This window comes from Mycobacterium canetti CIPT 140010059 (assembly GCF_000253375.1).
Classification (GTDB): domain Bacteria; phylum Actinomycetota; class Actinomycetes; order Mycobacteriales; family Mycobacteriaceae; genus Mycobacterium; species Mycobacterium tuberculosis.
Window position 1 is genome coordinate 865044 of sequence record NC_015848.1, and the last position, 16742, is coordinate 881785.

The following is a 16742-nucleotide window of genomic DNA, read 5'->3' on the forward strand; positions in this document are numbered from 1 at the left end:
ATCTCCGGCTAGCGGTCGTCGTCCGTGTACCGGATCACGCCGCGAATGTTCTTGCCGTTCAGCATGTCCTGGTATCCGTCGTTGATCTGCTCCAGCTTGTACGCAGTGGTCACCATGTCGTCGAGGTTGAGTTTGCCGGCCTTATACATCGACAACAGCTTCGGAATGTCGTAGTGCGGGTTGCCGCCGCCGAAGATGGTGCCCTGGATGTTCTTTTGCAGCAGGGTCAACATCGCGAGGTTCAGCGTCACCTGGGTGTCGACCAGGCTGCCGATGGCCGTCAGCACGCAGGTGCCGCCCTTGGCCGTGATGGTCAGATAGCTGTCGACGTCGGCGCCATCGAGCTTGCCGACGGTGATGATCACCTTCTGCGCCATCAGGCCGTAGGTGACCTCGGCGATGCCCATCAGCGCGGCGTTGATGTCCGGGTAGACGTGGGTGGCACCGAATTTCAGCGCCTGATCACGTTTCCATTCCACCGGCTCCACCGCGAAGACGTAGCGGGCGCCCGCGCTGACCGCGCCCTGCAACGCCGCCATGCCGACCCCACCCAAGCCGACGATGGCCACGTCGTCGCCCGGCCGGACGTCGGCCGTGCGGACCGCCGAACCATAGCCGGTGGTGACGCCGCAACCAACCAGGCAGGCGACTTCGAAGGGCACCGACGGGTCGATCTTCACCACCGAGCTGCGGTGCACCACCATGTACGGTGAAAACGTTCCGAGCAGGGTCATCGGGTAGACGTTCTGGCCGCGAGCCTGAATCCGGAAGGAGCCGTCCGTCACCGATTCCCCGGCGAGCAGCCCTGCCCCCAGGTCGCACAGATTCCGCATTCCAGCCTGGCAGGACGGACACTTGCCGCAGGACGGGATGAATGCCAACACCACGTGATCGCCCGGGGCGAAGTCGTCGACTCCCGGGCCGACCTCGGTGACGATGCCCGCGCCCTCGTGTCCGCCCAGAACGGGAAAGCCCGCCATCGGGATGTCGCCCGTCACCAGGTGATGGTCGGAGCGGCACATCCCAGCCGCTTCCATCTGGATCTTGACTTCGTCCTTGCGCGGGTCGCCGATTTCGATCTCTTCGACGGACCATGGCTGGTTGAACTCCCAGATCAGTGCGCCCTTGGTCTTCACCGCTAACCTGCTTTCATCGTTGAACTTCGGCTACGAGTGGTCCCGAGCCTCGGCCGGAACGCCGACTGGCTGAGTGTAGGTCAGCGGCGCTAGGGCGTTTACCACAGTGGCACCGGCGTCTTGCCGAGCGGGTAATAGCCCGGCACTTTGTCGCCCGACACGGCGCGTTCGATGCGCTTCTGCATGCCTGGCGATAGTTTGCCAGCCTTGAGCAATTCCAGGTAGAGCGCGGAAACATGACCGAAGTCGAAGAAATCGCGCTGCCAGTTCCATTTCCCGCCGCCGGCATAGCGGAACCAGCTGCCGCCAATGCCGTACACCTCCTGCTCGGCGCCATTGGCGTCGGTGGCAACCTGTTTCCAGAACCCAACCACCTCGCCCTGTTTCTCGTCGATGACGACCCGCTGATAGGGGTAGCGCCAGCCCTGCAGGCCGTCCATCTCCTGGCCCAGCGCAATGTCGCGGATCTCGTCGATGCCGACGCACATCACGTCCTCGTTGGGACCGACGTTCCAGCCGTAGGTGGCGTCGTCGGTGTAGAAGTCGGCCAGTAACGTCCAGTCGCCGCGCCGCTCCGCCGTACGGTTGGCCTGTAACCAGCGGTGAACCACATCTTCGAGTTCGTCGCGCGGATAGCCGGCCACAGTTATTCTCCCGTTTCTCGGATGGACAGTGCCTGGGTGGGACAGGCCCGCACGGCATGCTTGATCACGTCGCGGGCTTCCTCGGGCGGCTCGGGGTCGAGGATTTCGACCTGGCCGCGCTTGGGCACCCGGAAATACTCGGGTGCCTCCAGCTCGCACATCGCGTGTCCTTGGCACAGATCCCGGTCCAGGTGCACCCGGTAGCTCATCGTCAGCCTCCCGTCCCGCTTCTCAGGCGGTAGCGCACGCAAGCGGGCTGGGCCAACTGCACCACCATCTTCGAATGGTCGTTGCGATAGCTTTCTGGCGGTTGCGCCATCTCAAACTCATACTCGCGCAACAACACCGAGAAGATCGCTTTGATCTGCATGATGGCGAACGCCGCCCCCACGCAACGATGCCGGCCGGCGCCGAACGGAATCCACGTCCAGCGGTTGAGCAGATCTTCCTGGCGTGGCTGCTCGTATCGTGCTGGCACGAAGTCGTCGGGATCGGGGAAGTCTTCGGGGATGCGGTTGGAGATCGCCGGGGAGGCCGCCACCAGATCGCCCTCATGAATCCGGTGGCCTTGCACCTCGAACTCGCCCTTGGCCACTCGCATGAGGATGATCAGCGGAGGGTGCAGGCGCAGCGTCTCTTTCAGCACGTTTTCCAGCCGCGGAATCTGGCGCAGCGCATGGAAACTCACCGATCGGCCGTCGCCGTACAGCTCGTCGAGTTCGTTGATCACCGCCGCGTAGGCGTCGCGATGGCGCATCAACTCGATCAGCGTCCACGAAGCCGTACCCGAGCTGGTGTGATGGCCGGCGAACATCATCGAGATGAACATGCCGGTGATCTCGTCGGCCGAGAACCGGGGAGTGCCGGTCTCATCCTTGACGGCGATGAGCACGTCGAGCATGTCACGGTCGCTCTTGTCGGTGGGTGGGTTGGCGATCCGGCCGTTCATGATGTCCGCAACCAGTGCCACTAGACCTTTGCGGGCTTCGTCGCGGCGACGGAAGCTCTCGATCGGCAGATACGGGTCGACGTAGGCCAGTGGGTCGGTGCCGCGCTCCAACTCGTGATAGAGCTTGGCGAATCGCCTGTCGAGCTGGTCGCGGAACTTCTTGCCGATCAGGCAGGCCGAGGAGGTGTAGATGGTCAGCTCGGCGAAGAAGTCCAGCAGATCGATCTCGCCGGCCTCACCCCAGTCGGCGATCATCCGTCGGACTTGATCTTCGATGGTGGCGGCGTGGCCCTTCATCTGCTCGCCGCGTAGCGCGGCATTGTGCAGCATCTCTTTACGCCGTTCCGGGCTGGCGTCGAACACCACGCCTTCGCCGAAGATCGGCTTCATGAACGGGTATGCCTTGGCCTGGTCCAGGTCGTCGTCGCCCGCCCGGAAGAAGAATTCGTTGGCCTGCGCGCCGGACAGCAGCACGACCTGCTTTCCGGCCAGCTGGAAGGTACCGACGTCTCCGCATTCGTCGCGGACCCGTTGCATCAGCCCGATCGGATCGGTGCGGAACTCCTCGAGGTGGCCGTGTTCGTCGTGGCCACCGGAAACCCGGGGCAGTGCAACAGCGCTCATTAGCCCGGCATCCCCTCTTCGCCCAGTACTAGCTTCTGACGGTGCGCGGGCGCATCCCTCAGCGGGGCCTCCGGCTGAATCTCCATGTTCACCACGACACACCCGCGCGGCGTTTCTGCGACGAACGCGATAGCGCGTGCCAGGTCGCTGGGTCGCAAGAAGTAGTTGTGCCGGGCCTGCCCCCACTTTGCCCAGTCCGCCAGCATTGGGCCGACTTGTTCGGCCGACAGCTGCCAGCCCATACCGGTCAGCGTGGGTCCCGGATGCACGATCGATGCGCGAACACCGGTGCCTTCCAACTCCATCTGCAGGTTGGTGACCATAGCGATCAGGCCGGCCTTGGCGGCGCCGTAGGCACCCATATGCGGGCGTTGGCGCAGGCCCACATCGGATCCGACGAAGATGAGGTCACCTCGCCGGCGTGCCACCATGGCCGGTAGCACCGCCGTGGCCAGCCGGTTGGCACCGACCAGGTGTATCTGAACCTGCTCTGCAAAGGCCTCGGTGCTGACCTCGTGCAGCTGTCCTGGGAGCATGTCGCCTGCACTGGACACCAGCAGTTCGACCTCGCCGAGTGCCTCGACCGTTTGCGCCACAAACGATTTCACCGACTCGGGATCGGTCACGTCGAGGGGGAAGGCTACCGCCTCGCCACCGTCGGCGCGGATCTTGTCGACCAGCTCGGCCAACTTGTCCATGCGGCGGGCCCCCAAGGCGACCGGAAACCCGCGGCCGGCGAGTTCGGTTGCGGTGGCCGCGCCGATGCCCGACGATGCGCCGGCGACGACGGTGGTCCGCCGGGCGGGGTGAGGTTCGAAGCGTGGCATTACCTGGCCTGCACGCTGATCGGCAGATGGGCAAATCCGCGCACGTTGCTGGAATGGACGCGCACGGCGTTGTCGTCGTCGACTTCGTAGTTGCGGATCCGACGCAGCAGCTCGCCCAGGGCCACCCGGGCTTCCATCCGGGCCAGGTGAGCCCCCAGACAGAAGTGGGCACCGCTGCCGAAACTGACTAGTTTGCAGCCGATTTCGCGGCCGATGCGATAGTCGTCCGGGTCGTCGAACACCCGGTCGTCACGGTTGGCCGATCCCGGCAGCAGCAGCAACACCTCACCCTCGGGGATCGTGGTGTCGTACAACGTGAGATCGTGCGCGACGGTGCGGGCCAGAATCTGGCTGGACGTGTCGTAGCGCAGGGTTTCCTCCACCCACATCGGAATCCGGGAGTGGTCGGCGAATACGCGGGCCAGCTGGCCAGGGTGGTGGGCGGCCCAGTAGACGGCATTGGCCAGTAGCTTGGTGGTGGTCTCGTTGCCGGCGATCACCATGAGAAACAGGAACGCCATGATTTCCTGGTCGGAAAGCCGGTCGCCGTCGAGCTCGGCTGCTAGCAGTGCCGACGTCAGATTGTCCGCGGGCCGCCGCCGGAATTCCGCGATCAGGTCAGCGTAATATCTCATCAGCTCGATCGACGCCGCCATCGCCGACGGGGGCACATCGGCCACGCCGTCCTCGCGGTGCAGCACCGCATCGGCCAGCGCGCGGATGCGGGCTCGGTCGGTGTCGGGCACGCCCATCAGCTCTGAAATCACATCCATCGGCAGCTTGCCAGCGAATTCTGCTACGAAATCGAAACTTTCGGTTTGCAGGGCCGAATCCAGGTGAATGCGGGCAAGTTCGAGCACCTGCGGCTCGAGTTCACGGATCCGCCGTGGGGTGAAGCCCTTGGACACCAAGGTACGCATCCGCAGATGTGCGGGGTCGTCCATGGCCAGCATCGACATTACCCGGTACGCCTCAGAAGTGCGTGAGGACGGATCCAGGGATACGCCATAGGCATTCGACAACGCCGTGCTGTCCCGGAAGCCTTGCAGCACGTCGTGGTGCCGCGACACCGCCCAGAAATTCCGTTCCTCGTTGCGGTACAGCGGGGCCTCGTCCCGCAGCCGACGATAATACGAGTACGGGTCTTCGTGAAAGTCGTAGTCGTAGGGGTCCAGGACCAGTTCGGGGTCACCGATGCGGACGGTCATCCGTTGCCGCCAGTGCTCGGCTCGTTAGCTCCGGCCAAGATCAGGCCCACCACGTACCCGAGCCGATCGGCGATCTCGTGGTAGGTGAAGGTGCCGCTGCCGGCCTGTACGAGTGCTCCGAAGAACGCCATCTCGAGTGCGAACACGGTACCGGGCTCGGCGCCAGGTCCGATCGCCGATGTGATGCGGCGGTGGATCTCGGCGCCGATTCGGTCGCGCACCGCACGCACCGCGGGGTCGGCGCCGCCGTCGAGCAGCGCCGCCGTGCACGCCGCGCCGATTTCGGGTTCGTCGGCAACTACCAGCGCCAGGTGTCGCAACGAGCTCGTCACCCGGGTAGGCATCGGGACGTTGACGTCGGTGACGCAGGGGACCTGGCGGACCAGGTCGAGGTAGACCTCGGCGATCAGATGGTTCTTCGACGAGAAGTATGTGTAGGCCGTCGCCGGGGCTACCTTGGCGCGGGCCGCCACCAGGCGCACCGTCAGATCGGCGTATGACTTCTCCCGCAGGGTCGCCATGGCGGCAGCTAGCACCTTGCGGAAGGTTGCCTGCTGGCGGCGGTTGCGTGACACCGCTTCGGTGTGGGGTTCGGTTTGGCGCTGGGTCGGGGTGGTAACCAGTACATCGCTGGACACATGTCCAAACTATCGGATGGTCGCGGCAGGAGGCAAGCCAGTCTGCTAAACATGCAGCTAACATGGGGCTGCCGCGACGCGACGTGGCCGCTGGTGCATCGGTCAGGACGATGTAGCGGCCTTGCGGATACGGTTTCGATGAGGCAATATCGGACAAGTGTCCAATCGATGATGAGAGTCGGAGAAGTTGGGAGCGGTAGATGGCCCTGTGGGGCGACGGAAATAGTGCGCTGCTCATCGACGGCAAACTGTCGGACGGCCGTGCCGGCACCTTCCCGACGGTCAATCCGGCCACCGAGGAAGTGCTGGGAGTCGCCGCCGACGCCGATGCCGAGGACATGGGCCGCGCCATCGAGGCCGCGCGGCGGGCGTTCGACTCGACCGACTGGTCCCGCAATACCGAACTTCGGGTGCGGTGTGTGCGGCAACTGCGCGACGCAATGCAACAGCACGTCGAAGAACTACGCGAACTGACGATCTCCGAGGTGGGCGCGCCGCGGATGCTCACCGCCAGCGCCCAGCTGGAAGGCCCGGTCGGGGATCTGTCGTTTGCGGCGGACACGGCCGAGTCCTACCCGTGGAAGCAGGACCTCGGCGAGGCATCGCCGTTGGGCATCGCCACCCGGCGCACCCTCGCACGGGAGGCCGTCGGTGTCGTCGGCGCCATCACCCCGTGGAACTTCCCGCACCAGATCAATCTCGCCAAGCTAGGTCTCGCGCTGGCCGCGGGTAACACCGTCGTTTTAAAGCCGGCGCCCGACACACCGTGGTGCGCAGCAGCGCTCGGGGAAATCATCGTCGAGCACACCGACTTCCCACCGGGTGTCGTCAACATCGTCACCTCCAGCAACCACGCTTTGGGAGCGATGTTGGCCAAAGACCCTCGGGTGGACATGATTTCGTTCACCGGTTCTACTGCGACCGGCCGTGCCGTAATGGCCGATGCCGCGGCCACTATCAAAAAGGTTTTTCTGGAACTGGGTGGCAAGTCGGCGTTCGTCGTGCTCGACGACGCTGACCTAGCCGCTGCCAGCGCGGTATCGGCGTTCTCGGCTTGCATGCACGCCGGGCAGGGGTGCGCAATCACGACCCGGCTGGTGGTGCCACGGGCCCATTATGACGAGGCGGTTGCCATCGCGGCGGCCACCATGTCGTCGATCAGGCCCGGCGATCCCAACGACCCCGGAACCGTTTGCGGGCCGTTGATTTCGGCCCGACAGCGGGATCGGGTGCAGGGCTACCTCGACCTGGCGGTCGCCGAAGGCGGAAGGTTCGCGTGCGGCGGCGCGCGGCCGGCGGACAGAGAGGTCGGTTTCTACATCGAGCCCACGGTCATCGCAGGGTTGACCAATGACGCCAGAGTCGCCCGAGAGGAGATCTTCGGACCGGTGCTCACGGTGATTGCCCACGACGGTGACGATGATGCGGTGCGCATCGCCAACGACTCGCCATACGGCTTGTCGGGCACCGTGTATGGCGCCGACCCGCAGCGCGCCGCGAGGATTGCCTCGCGGCTGCGGGTAGGCACCGTCAACGTCAATGGGGGTGTCTGGTACTGCGCCGACGCGCCGTTCGGCGGCTACAAGCAATCCGGTATCGGACGCGAGATGGGTCTCCTCGGCTTCGAGGAGTACTTAGAAGCCAAACTCATTGCTACCGCTGCAAATTAGCTAGCGGGTTGACAGCGCAGAAAGGAAGCCATGTTCGACAGCAAGGTGGCTATCGTCACCGGGGCTGCCCAGGGTATCGGACAGGCCTACGCTCAGGCGTTGGCCCGCGAAGGTGCCTCGGTGGTCGTCGCTGACATCAACGCCGACGGTGCCGCGGCGGTAGCCAAGCAGATTGTCGCCGACGGCGGTACTGCGATTCATGTGCCCGTTGACGTGTCCGACGAGGATTCCGCTAAAGCCATGGCCGACCGCGCCGTCGGTGCTTTCGGCGGCATCGACTATCTGGTGAACAATGCGGCGATCTACGGTGGCATGAAGCTCGATCTGTTGTTGACCGTGCCGTTGGACTACTACAAGAAATTCATGAGCGTCAACCACGACGGCGTGCTGGTGTGCACCCGCGCGGTGTACAAGCACATGGCCAAACGGGGCGGCGGCGCGATTGTCAACCAGTCCTCGACCGCGGCCTGGCTGTATTCCAACTTCTACGGCCTGGCCAAGGTCGGTGTCAACGGGCTGACGCAGCAGCTGGCCCGCGAGCTGGGCGGAATGAAGATAAGGATCAATGCGATCGCGCCCGGACCGATCGACACCGAAGCTACCCGCGCCGTCACCCCCGCGGAGCTGGTCAAGAACATGGTGCAGACCATCCCGCTGTCGCGGATGGGTACACCGGAGGATCTGGTGGGCATGTGCCTGTTCCTGCTGTCGGATTCGGCATCGTGGATCACCGGGCAGATCTTCAATGTCGATGGCGGACAGATCATCCGGTCATGACCGGCGCCGGCGACGATGCAGAGCGGGGCGATGAGGTGGGGGCGCGCCCCCACAAGTGGGAGGTACCCCCGTCCGCTGGCGGGGGAGAGCGGCGCTCATGACCGCTCACCCGGAGACACCACGCCTGGGATATATCGGCTTGGGTAATCAAGGCGCGCCGATGGTTAAGCGTCTGCTCGATTGGCCTGGCGGACTGACCGTTTTCGATGTGCGGGTCGAGGCCATGGCACCGTTCGTCGAGGGCGGCGCCACCGCAGCGGCAAGCGTCTCCGATGTCGCCGAAGCCGACATCATCAGCATCACCGTGTTCGACGACGCGCAGGTGCGCTCGGTGATCACCGCCGACAACGGACTGGCGACGCACGCCAAGCCCGGCACCATTGTCGCGATTCACTCCACTATCAGCGACACGACAGCAGTCGATCTGGCCGAAAAGCTCAAGCCGCAGGGGATCCACATCGTGGACGCACCGGTCAGCGGCGGCGCGGCGGCGGCCGCCAAGGGTGAGTTGGCCGTGATGGTCGGCGCTGACGGCGAGGCGTTCCAGCGGATTAAAGAGCCATTTTCGAGGTGGGCTTCGCTGTTGATTCATGCCGGGGAACCGGGCGCTGGCACCCGGATGAAACTGGCGCGCAACATGTTGACTTTCGTCTCGTATGCCGCCGCCGCCGAGGCGCAGCGGCTGGCCGAAGCCTGTGGCTTAGACCTCGTGGCGCTCGGGAAGGTGGTGCGGCACAGCGACTCATTCACCGGTGGCGCGGGAGCGATCATGTTCCGCAACACCACTGCGCCGATGGAGCCGGCTGACCCGCTGCGGCCGTTGTTGGAGCACACCCGCGGCCTGGGTGAGAAAGACCTGAGTCTGGCGTTGGCCCTGGGCGAGGTGGTATCGGTCGACCTGCCGCTGGCCCAACTGGCGCTGCAACGGCTGGCCGCCGGCCTCGGGGTACCGTACCCGGACACCGAGCCAGCAAAGGAGACATGATGGACGAGCTGCGCCGCACCGGCCTGGACAAAATGAACGAGGTTTACGCCTGGGACATGCCCGACATGCCAGGTGAGTTTTTTGCCCTGACCGTCGATCACCTATTCGGCAGGATCTGGACCCGTCCCGGCCTGTCCATGCGGGACCGGCGGATGGCCGTGATCGCGGTGCTGACCGCTCAAGGCCAGTCGGATCTGCTCGAGGTCCAAGTCAACGCCGTCCTGCATAACGACGAACTCACCATAGACGAGCTGCGTGAACTCGCCGTGTTCATTACCCACTATGTCGGCTTCCCGCTGGGCTCGCGGCTGAACAGTGCGATCGAGCGGGTAGCGGCCAAGCGTAAGCAGGCGGCCGAGAACGGCTCGCTGCCCGACACGAAAGCCAACGTCGCCGAAGTTCTTGCTAAGGAATCCGGTAAATCGAGCTAGTCTGACGTGTCGTGCGCGTCCTGGTAATCGGTTCGGGTGCCCGCGAACATGCGCTATTACTGGCGCTCGGCAAAGACCCGCAGGTTTCGGGGCTAATCGTTGCTCCCGGCAATGCCGGCACCGCTCGGATCGCCGAGCAGCACGACGTCGACATCACCTCCGCCGAGGCGGTGGTCTCCCTGGCTCGTGAAGTCGGCGCTGACATGGTGGTGATCGGCCCCGAGGTACCGTTGGTGCTCGGGGTAGCCGACGCCGTGCGCGCGGCCGGCATCGTGTGTTTCGGGCCTGGTAAGGACGCGGCTCGCATCGAAGGCTCCAAAGCATTCGCCAAGGACGTCATGGCGGCGGCCGGTGTGCGCACCGCGAACAGCGAAATCGTCGACAGCCCAGCGCACTTGGACGCGGCCCTGGACCGGTTCGGGCCGCCTGCCGGTGACCCGGCCTGGGTGGTCAAAGACGACCGGCTAGCCGCCGGCAAGGGTGTGGTGGTGACAGCGGACCGCGATGTCGCGCGCGCACACGGCGCTGCCCTGCTCGAGGCCGGGCACCCGGTGTTGCTGGAGTCCTACCTGGACGGCCCGGAGGTATCGCTGTTCTGTGTCGTCGACCGCACCGTCGTGGTGCCGCTGCTGCCGGCACAGGACTTCAAGCGAGTCGGTGAGGATGACACCGGACTTAACACCGGCGGTATGGGCGCCTACGCGCCGCTGCCGTGGTTGCCCGACAACATCTATCGGGAGGTGGTCAGCCGGATCGTCGAACCCGTTGCGGCCGAACTAGTCCGGCGTGGAAGCTCGTTTTGCGGATTGCTGTATGTTGGTCTCGCGATTACCGCCCGCGGGCCGGCGGTGGTCGAGTTCAACTGCCGATTCGGCGATCCGGAGACCCAAGCCGTGCTGGCCTTGCTGGAGTCTCCGCTCGGCCAACTGCTTCATGCCGCCGCTACCGGGAAGCTGGCCGATTTCGGCGAGTTGCGGTGGCGTGACGGTGTAGCCGTAACAGTGGTACTGGCGGCCGAAAACTATCCCGGGCGCCCCCGGGTCGGCGACGTCGTTGTCGGCTCCGAAGCCGAGGGCGTGCTGCACGCCGGAACCACGCGGCGCGACGATGGCGCGATCGTTTCGTCCGGCGGCCGGGTGCTGTCGGTGGTGGGCACCGGTGCCGACTTGTCCGCAGCACGCGCACACGCGTATGAAATCCTCAGTTCAATTCGGTTGCCAGGCGGTCATTTCCGCAGCGATATCGGTTTACGGGCGGCCGAAGGGAAGATCAGCGTCTAGCAGGCTGCGGCTTGGCCATCACGGCGGGGATCGCTGGCCGCGAGGTACCCATCGTCGAGCCGCCAGATTGCCTGACAACTCCCGAACTGGCTGTAGTCCGCTACTGCGACCAAGTCATGCCCACGCTGCCGCAGCTCATCGAGAGTTGAATCTGGGAAGCCGTTTTCGAAACTGACCTGCATACCGTTCGCCCAGCGGAACCGAGGGCCGTCACAGGCCGCCTGGGGGTTCTGGCCGTAGTCGGCGATGCGCACCAGCACCTGCACGTGACCCTGGGGTTGCATCATGCCGCCCATCACCCCGAAGCTCATCACCGGTGCACCGTCGCGGGTCACAAAACCTGGGATGATCGTGTGATAGGGACGCTTCCGTGGCCCAACCCGGTTCGGATGTCCCGGCACCACAGTGAAATCCGAGCCGCGATTGTGCAGCGAAATGCCGGTGCCGGGCACCACCACACCGGAGCCGAACCCAAGGTAGTTCGACTGGATCATGGACACCATCATCCCCGCAGCGTCGGCGGCGGCCAGATAGACGGTGCCGCCTCGAGGGATGCCGGTGGCCGCCGGCATTGCCCTCTTTGGATCGATCAGCGTGGCGCGCTGCCGCAGATACTCCTTGTCGAGCAGGCGCTTCGGGTGCAGCGGCATGTAGTCGATGTCGGCGACATACGCTTGCGCGTCGGCGAAGGCAAGCTTCAGTGCTTCGATCTGCACGTGCACACTGTCAGCGGAATCCACTGACCACGATGACATATCGAAATGCTCGAGGATTCCGAGCGCGATCAAGGCCACAATGCCCTGGCCGTTGGGCGGTATCTCGTGGATGGTGTACCCGCGGTAGGTTCCCGTGATCGTGTCGACCCAGTCCACGCGATGCGCGGCGAGGTCGTCGGCACGCATCACCCCTCCGTTTGCCGCCGAGTGCGCCTCGAGTTTAGCGGCCAGCTCGCCCCGGTAGAACTCCTCACCGTTGGTCGCCGCGATCTTCTCTAGCGTCGCCGCGTGGTCAGGAAAGGTAAACAGCTCACCGGGTTTCGGCGCTCGTCCGCCGGGCATGAACGCATCGGCAAATCCGGGCTGGGATGCGAACAACGGCACCTGTGCCGCCCATTGTGCCGCGACGGTCGGTGAGACCAGAAAGCCGTTGCGGCCGTAGGAGAGGGCGGGCGCGAAGAGCGTTTCGAATGGTAGCCTGCCGAACCTGGCGTGCAGTTCCACCCAAGCCGACACCGCACCGGGCACCGTCACGGAGTTCCAGCCGAGCACGGGAACGGCGTTGCCGCCGAAGTACTCTGGCGTCCACGCCGAGGGCGAGCGGCCGGACGCGTTCAGGCCGTGCAGTTTTTGTCCGTCCCAGACGATGCTGAAGGCGTCCGAGCCGATGCCATTGGACACCGGTTCCACCACGGTGAGGGTGATGGCTGTGGCGACGGCGGCGTCGACCGCGTTGCCGCCGTTGGCCAGCATCCGAAGACCCGCTTGCGCGGCCAGCGGTTGTGACGTGCACACGACGTTTGTCGCCAGGATGGGCATGCGCGGCCAAGCGTAGGGGAAGGTCCAACCAAACGGCGTGCTCACGCCGCTTAACCTGTGAGCAGCGGCGCGATCCAGGTCAGCTCGGCGGGTAGCTGTGCGCTCCAGAACCCACCGTTGTGCCCGCCGGGGGAGAAGCCGCCCGCCGGCGGGTGGGGCAGCTGCGCCACGAACTGCTTGGTCGCGGCATAGAACGGATCGCTGTTGCCGCAATCGACCCGGATCGGGATGGACCTCAACGCGGGGAGTCCGAAAACCGAGTTCGCCGACCAGTCGTCGGGTCCGTCGAAGGAGCCGGGTGCGACGGAACCGGCAGATAGCCACAGTGCCGGGCTGACCGCGCAGATCGCCGCGGTGTGTGCCGGTCCAAGGCGGCTGCCGAGCAGCAAAGCGCCGTAGCCGCCCATCGACCAGCCCAGAAACGCTACCCGGGAGGTGTCCAGCTGCTGGGTGTCCAATAGCGGAATGAGCTCGTTGAGCACCATTGCCCCAGCGTCCTCGCCAGAAGCCCGCTGGTGCCAGTAGCTGCTGCCTCCGTCCACGGAGACCACCGCGAACGGTGGCAACCCGGCGTTGACGGCCTGGGCCAGGCCCTGCTCGACGCCGCCGTCCATCACGGCCGATGCGCTACCGCCCAAGCCGTGCAGTGCGATCACCGGCCGCAGCGCCTGGGTCTGGCCGGGTGGGCGGGCGATGGCCCAGTTGGTCATCTTCCCGGCGCGCGCTGCCGACACGAACGAGCCGGTGGACATCGTCGGCGCCGCCTGAGCCGGGGGGGCCGGATCGAGTGCTGGTGTCGGCGCCAATGGAACGTTTGTGCCAATCGCCGCCGCCGGTGCGGCATGTGAAGTTCGGGGCTGCAACAGCATGTCGATCGCATATGCTGAGGTAGCGCCAAGGACCGTGCCGGCGCCGAGACCGAGCACGGCGCGGCGGCTCAACTCTGGCATGCGGGCCATCATGCCATGGACGTTTGGCCGAATTGGCAATGCAGTACCACTTTGACTGGCAGCATGGATGGGCGTGACAGCAGCGGTTACTCCAAAAGGAGAACGTCGGCGGTATGCATTGGTCAGCGCCGCCGCGGAGCTGCTCGGCGAGGGCGGGTTCGAGGCGGTACGCCACCGGGCGGTGGCGCGGCGGGCCGGTTTGCCGTTGGCGTCTACCACCTACTACTTCTCGTCGCTCGACGACTTGATCGCTCGCGCGGTCGAACACATCGGAATGATCGAGGTGGCTCAGCTGCGAGCCCGGGTCAGTGCCCTGTCCCGGCGACGTCGGGGGCCCGAGACCACCGCCGTTGTGCTAGTTGACCTGCTGGTGGGGGAAATGTCCAGTCCGGGGCTTGCCGAGCAGCTGATCTCACGATACGAGCGCCATATCGCCTGTACCCGCCTGCCTGACCTGCGCGAAAGCATGCGCCGCAGCCTGCGTCAGCGCGCTGAGGCCGTGGCCGAGGCCATCGAGCGCTCCGGCCGCTCCGCACAGATCGAACTGGTGTGTACGTTGATCTGCGCGGTCGACGGATCGGTGGTCTCGGCGCTGGTCGAAGGGCGGGATCCGCGTGTCGCTGCGCTGGCGACGGTGGTCGACCTCATCGACGTGCTCGCGCCCGTCGAGCAGCGTCCGGTGCCGATCTGAAGTCGGCGGGCAGCGACGGCGTGACAATGTACCCGGTGGTGAAGTCCCCATAGATCGTGACATCGGCGGGCCGGCGCTGGGCGTACAACGCCACGTAGGCGCATACGACGGCGTCGACCGGATCCTCGGCGGCCCGCAGGTCGCTTTTTCGCTGCGCGACCGTCACCTGCCGGCGCAACGAGACCCAATCCGGCTGACCGGCTACCTGCATCCGAACCCCGGCCTGGGCGAGCCCCTCGACGCCGTCCATCAGTCGCAATAGCTCCGATTTGAGCAGGTCAACGCTGCGTCCCGGCTTGGCCTTGTACTTCAGCGCGCGGGGTAGCCGAAACAGCGCCACCGTAGCCGGGTGCGGATAGACCTCGATGGCCCGCCGCGTGGCGGACGAAAGAGGATCCATATCCAGCGCCAGTTGGCGGGCCAGCCGGGCGGCGCGTGGGCCGTCGGCAAACTCGGGCTTTTCGGTGTTGGCCGGATACGCGCCGGCCTCGAATCGTCGGAAGTCTCGATTCAGTGCGGCCTCCGCCGGCCGCTGGCCGGTGCGGTTGGTCACCACCAGCGGCGCGTCGAAGGCGACCAGGCAATCGCCCACAACGTAGGGCCGCAGCGCCGCCAGGACGGAGGCATCGTCGCGAGCGGCACCGACCCCCACCAGACACCCGTCCGCGTCGACAGCCGCGACACCGGTCGGATTGCGGCCGGCCCAGGCGAGGTCCACGCCGACGAAGTACATCCGCCCAGGGTATGGCGGGGCCGCGGCGTATGTGCTGTGGTGTCACATCCGCCACTTGCGCCTCTGTCAGAGGGATGCGCGTTGTGCCCGTCTCATAGCGACACCGCCCGGGCGGCACCGGGACCGGGCGTTGCCGAGTTGTCGCGATGAGTCGGGCACATCGGGTGCCCCCTGGCGCCGGGACTCGTGTGACAACTGCGACCACTAGGCCCGCGACCGTAAGCTGTGTCTTTGTGAGGGCCAAGTGAGCATTCCCAACGTGCTGGCCACCCGATATGCCAGCGCCGAGATGGTCGCGATCTGGTCGCCGGAGGCCAAGGTGGTCGCGGAGCGGCGGTTATGGCTGGCCGTATTGCGGGCACAGGCAGAGCTGGGGGTAGCGGTTGCCGATTCGGTGCTCGCCGACTACGAACGTGTGGTCGACGATGTGGACTTGGCCTCGATCTCAGCCCGGGAGCGGGTGCTGCGCCACGATGTCAAGGCCCGCATCGAGGAATTCAACGCATTGGCCGGTCATGAGCACGTGCACAAGGGGATGACCAGCCGCGACCTGACCGAGAATGTGGAGCAACTGCAGATTCGGCGGTCGCTGGAAGTGATTTTCGCCCATGGGGTGGCGGTGGTGGCGCGGCTGGCCGAGCGGGCGGTGAGCTACCGTGACCTGATCATGGCCGGGCGCAGCCACAACGTGGCCGCTCAGGCCACCACCTTGGGCAAGCGGTTCGCCTCGGCGGCCCAAGAGATGATGATCGCGTTGAGGCGGTTGAGGGAGTTGATCGACCGCTACCCCCTGCGTGGCATCAAGGGCCCGATGGGCACCGGTCAGGACATGCTCGATCTGCTGGGCGGTGACCCCGCGGCGCTGGCCGATCTCGAGCGGCGCGTCGCCGACTTCTTGGGCTTTGCAACTGTTTTCAACAGCGTGGGGCAGGTGTATCCGCGTTCATTGGACCACGACGTGGTTTCGGCTCTGGTGCAGCTCGGCGCGGGGCCGTCATCACTGGCACACACGATTCGATTGATGGCCGGCCACGAGCTCGCCACCGAGGGTTTCGCGCCGGGTCAGGTCGGTTCGTCGGCGATGCCGCACAAGATGAACACCCGCAGCTGCGAACGGGTCAACGGGCTGCAGGTTGTGCTACGCGGCTATGCATCCATGGCGGCCGAGTTAGCCGGTGCACAGTGGAACGAGGGTGATGTGTTCTGCTCCGTGGTGCGCCGGGTTGCGTTGCCGGACAGCTTCTTTGCCGTCGACGGGCAGATCGAGACGTTTTTGACGGTGCTGGACGAGTTCGGCGCCTACCCGGCGGTGATCGGCCGCGAGTTGGATCGTTATCTGCCATTCCTAGCCACCACTAAGGTGCTAATGGCGGCCGTGCGCGCGGGGATGGGTCGCGAGTCCGCGCACCGGTTGATCTCCGAGCACGCGGTGGCGACGGCGCTGGCCATGCGAGAACACGGCGCGGAGCCCGACCTGCTGGACCGGTTGGCCGCCGATCCGCGGCTGCCGCTGGGACGAGACGCTTTGGAGGCCGCGCTGGCCGACAAGAAGGCATTTGCCGGTGCCGCGGGCGACCAGGTCGATGATGTGGTCGCGATGGTGGACGCGCTGGTGAGCCGTTACCCGGACGCGGCTAAATACACGCCGGGTGCAATTCTTTAGT

Annotated in this window: 17 protein-coding genes; 7 read left to right on the plus strand and 10 right to left on the minus strand. The window is 65.5% G+C overall.

The features are described 5' to 3' along the window. Positions 1 to 8 precede the first annotated feature (8 nt). The 7 genes from MCAN_RS03990 to MCAN_RS04020 all read right to left on the minus strand — a co-directional run bounded on the left by MCAN_RS03990 (position 9) and on the right by MCAN_RS04020 (position 6026). Positions 9 to 1136, minus strand: coding sequence for an NDMA-dependent alcohol dehydrogenase (locus MCAN_RS03990; RefSeq protein ID WP_003403885.1), 1128 nt, complete (start codon positions 1134 to 1136; stop codon positions 9 to 11). Between the two features lie 98 nt (positions 1137 to 1234). Beyond that, positions 1235 to 1780, minus strand: a complete 546-nt coding sequence (locus MCAN_RS03995; protein ID WP_014000396.1) for a Cif family virulence factor — start codon at positions 1778 to 1780, stop codon at positions 1235 to 1237. A gap of 2 nt (positions 1781 to 1782) precedes the next feature. Continuing rightward, positions 1783 to 1989, minus strand: coding sequence for a ferredoxin (locus MCAN_RS04000; protein WP_014000397.1), 207 nt, complete (start codon positions 1987 to 1989; stop codon positions 1783 to 1785). A gap of 2 nt (positions 1990 to 1991) precedes the next feature. Further along, positions 1992 to 3353 (minus strand): lanosterol 14-alpha demethylase, encoded by a 1362-nt coding sequence (gene cyp51 / locus MCAN_RS04005; RefSeq protein WP_014000398.1) that lies wholly within the window; start codon positions 3351 to 3353, stop codon positions 1992 to 1994. Continuing rightward, the gene (locus MCAN_RS04010) at positions 3353 to 4180 is read right to left on the minus strand and encodes an SDR family oxidoreductase (RefSeq protein WP_014000399.1); all 828 of its coding nucleotides are present in this window, start codon (positions 4178 to 4180) and stop codon (positions 3353 to 3355) included. Before MCAN_RS04010 ends, cyp51 begins: the two co-directional genes overlap by 1 nt. Next, positions 4180 to 5388, minus strand: coding sequence for a cytochrome P450 (locus tag MCAN_RS04015; RefSeq protein ID WP_014000400.1), 1209 nt, complete (start codon positions 5386 to 5388; stop codon positions 4180 to 4182). Before MCAN_RS04015 ends, MCAN_RS04010 begins: the two co-directional genes overlap by 1 nt. Continuing rightward, a complete protein-coding gene (locus tag MCAN_RS04020) occupies positions 5385 to 6026 on the minus strand; it encodes a TetR/AcrR family transcriptional regulator (RefSeq protein ID WP_014000401.1) in 642 nt (213 codons plus the stop codon). The genes MCAN_RS04015 and MCAN_RS04020 overlap by 4 nt, the downstream gene beginning before the upstream one ends. Positions 6027 to 6226: 200 nt before the next feature. Between MCAN_RS04020 and MCAN_RS04025 the strand changes: the two genes are divergently transcribed. From MCAN_RS04025 to purD, 5 genes are all read left to right on the plus strand, one after another. After that, the gene (locus MCAN_RS04025; protein ID WP_014000402.1) at positions 6227 to 7696 is read left to right on the plus strand and encodes an aldehyde dehydrogenase; all 1470 of its coding nucleotides are present in this window, start codon (positions 6227 to 6229) and stop codon (positions 7694 to 7696) included. Between the two features lie 30 nt (positions 7697 to 7726). Continuing rightward, entirely contained in the window at positions 7727 to 8473 is a 747-nt protein-coding gene (locus tag MCAN_RS04030) for an SDR family oxidoreductase (RefSeq protein WP_014000403.1), read from the plus strand. A 97-nt stretch (positions 8474 to 8570) separates the two neighbouring features. Next, a complete protein-coding gene (locus MCAN_RS04035; protein WP_014000404.1) occupies positions 8571 to 9458 on the plus strand; it encodes an NAD(P)-dependent oxidoreductase in 888 nt (295 codons plus the stop codon). Continuing rightward, the gene (locus tag MCAN_RS04040; RefSeq protein ID WP_003403928.1) at positions 9455 to 9889 is read left to right on the plus strand and encodes a carboxymuconolactone decarboxylase family protein; all 435 of its coding nucleotides are present in this window, start codon (positions 9455 to 9457) and stop codon (positions 9887 to 9889) included. The genes MCAN_RS04035 and MCAN_RS04040 overlap by 4 nt, the downstream gene beginning before the upstream one ends. A gap of 11 nt (positions 9890 to 9900) precedes the next feature. Further along, complete coding sequence (gene purD, locus MCAN_RS04045) at positions 9901 to 11169, plus strand: phosphoribosylamine--glycine ligase (RefSeq protein ID WP_014000405.1); 1269 nt, start codon at positions 9901 to 9903, stop codon at positions 11167 to 11169. Here the strand turns inward: purD and ggtA are convergent. Then, positions 11166 to 12749 (minus strand): gamma-glutamyltranspeptidase GgtA, encoded by a 1584-nt coding sequence (ggtA, locus tag MCAN_RS04050; RefSeq protein WP_015292434.1) that lies wholly within the window; start codon positions 12747 to 12749, stop codon positions 11166 to 11168. The two genes, purD and ggtA, sit on opposite strands and share 4 nt — an antisense overlap. Before the next feature lie 5 nt (positions 12750 to 12754). After that, positions 12755 to 13666, minus strand: a complete 912-nt coding sequence (locus MCAN_RS04055) for an iron-stress inducible esterase (protein ID WP_014000407.1) — start codon at positions 13664 to 13666, stop codon at positions 12755 to 12757. Positions 13667 to 13721: 55 nt separating this feature from the next. On the opposite strand from MCAN_RS04055, the gene MCAN_RS04060 reads away from it, so the two are divergent. Beyond that, a complete protein-coding gene (locus MCAN_RS04060) occupies positions 13722 to 14345 on the plus strand; it encodes a TetR/AcrR family transcriptional regulator (RefSeq protein WP_014000408.1) in 624 nt (207 codons plus the stop codon). Here the strand turns inward: MCAN_RS04060 and MCAN_RS04065 are convergent. Beyond that, a complete protein-coding gene (locus tag MCAN_RS04065; protein WP_014000409.1) occupies positions 14299 to 15078 on the minus strand; it encodes a DUF429 domain-containing protein in 780 nt (259 codons plus the stop codon). The two genes, MCAN_RS04060 and MCAN_RS04065, sit on opposite strands and share 47 nt — an antisense overlap. A 244-nt stretch (positions 15079 to 15322) precedes the next feature. Here MCAN_RS04065 and purB point away from each other — a divergent pair, with 244 nt between their 5' ends. Continuing rightward, positions 15323 to 16741, plus strand: coding sequence for an adenylosuccinate lyase (gene purB / locus MCAN_RS04070; RefSeq protein ID WP_014000410.1), 1419 nt, complete (start codon positions 15323 to 15325; stop codon positions 16739 to 16741). Position 16742 lies beyond the last annotated feature (1 nt).

Coding starts and splice junctions, on each gene's coding strand:
- cyp51 (WP_014000398.1), bottom strand. CDS start 3,353: ATGAGCGCTGTTGCACTGCCCCGGGTTTCCGGTGGCCACGACGAACAC.
- MCAN_RS04010 (WP_014000399.1), bottom strand. CDS start 4,180: ATGCCACGCTTCGAACCTCACCCCGCCCGGCGGACCACCGTCGTCGCC.
- MCAN_RS04040 (WP_003403928.1), top strand. CDS start 9,455: ATGATGGACGAGCTGCGCCGCACCGGCCTGGACAAAATGAACGAGGTT.
- MCAN_RS04035 (WP_014000404.1), top strand. CDS start 8,571: ATGACCGCTCACCCGGAGACACCACGCCTGGGATATATCGGCTTGGGT.
- MCAN_RS04000 (WP_014000397.1), bottom strand. CDS start 1,989: ATGAGCTACCGGGTGCACCTGGACCGGGATCTGTGCCAAGGACACGCG.
- MCAN_RS04060 (WP_014000408.1), top strand. CDS start 13,722: ATGGGCGTGACAGCAGCGGTTACTCCAAAAGGAGAACGTCGGCGGTAT.
- MCAN_RS04055 (WP_014000407.1), bottom strand. CDS start 13,666: ATGATGGCCCGCATGCCAGAGTTGAGCCGCCGCGCCGTGCTCGGTCTC.
- MCAN_RS04030 (WP_014000403.1), top strand. CDS start 7,727: ATGTTCGACAGCAAGGTGGCTATCGTCACCGGGGCTGCCCAGGGTATC.
- MCAN_RS04065 (WP_014000409.1), bottom strand. CDS start 15,078: ATGTACTTCGTCGGCGTGGACCTCGCCTGGGCCGGCCGCAATCCGACC.
- MCAN_RS04025 (WP_014000402.1), top strand. CDS start 6,227: ATGGCCCTGTGGGGCGACGGAAATAGTGCGCTGCTCATCGACGGCAAA.
- MCAN_RS04015 (WP_014000400.1), bottom strand. CDS start 5,388: ATGACCGTCCGCATCGGTGACCCCGAACTGGTCCTGGACCCCTACGAC.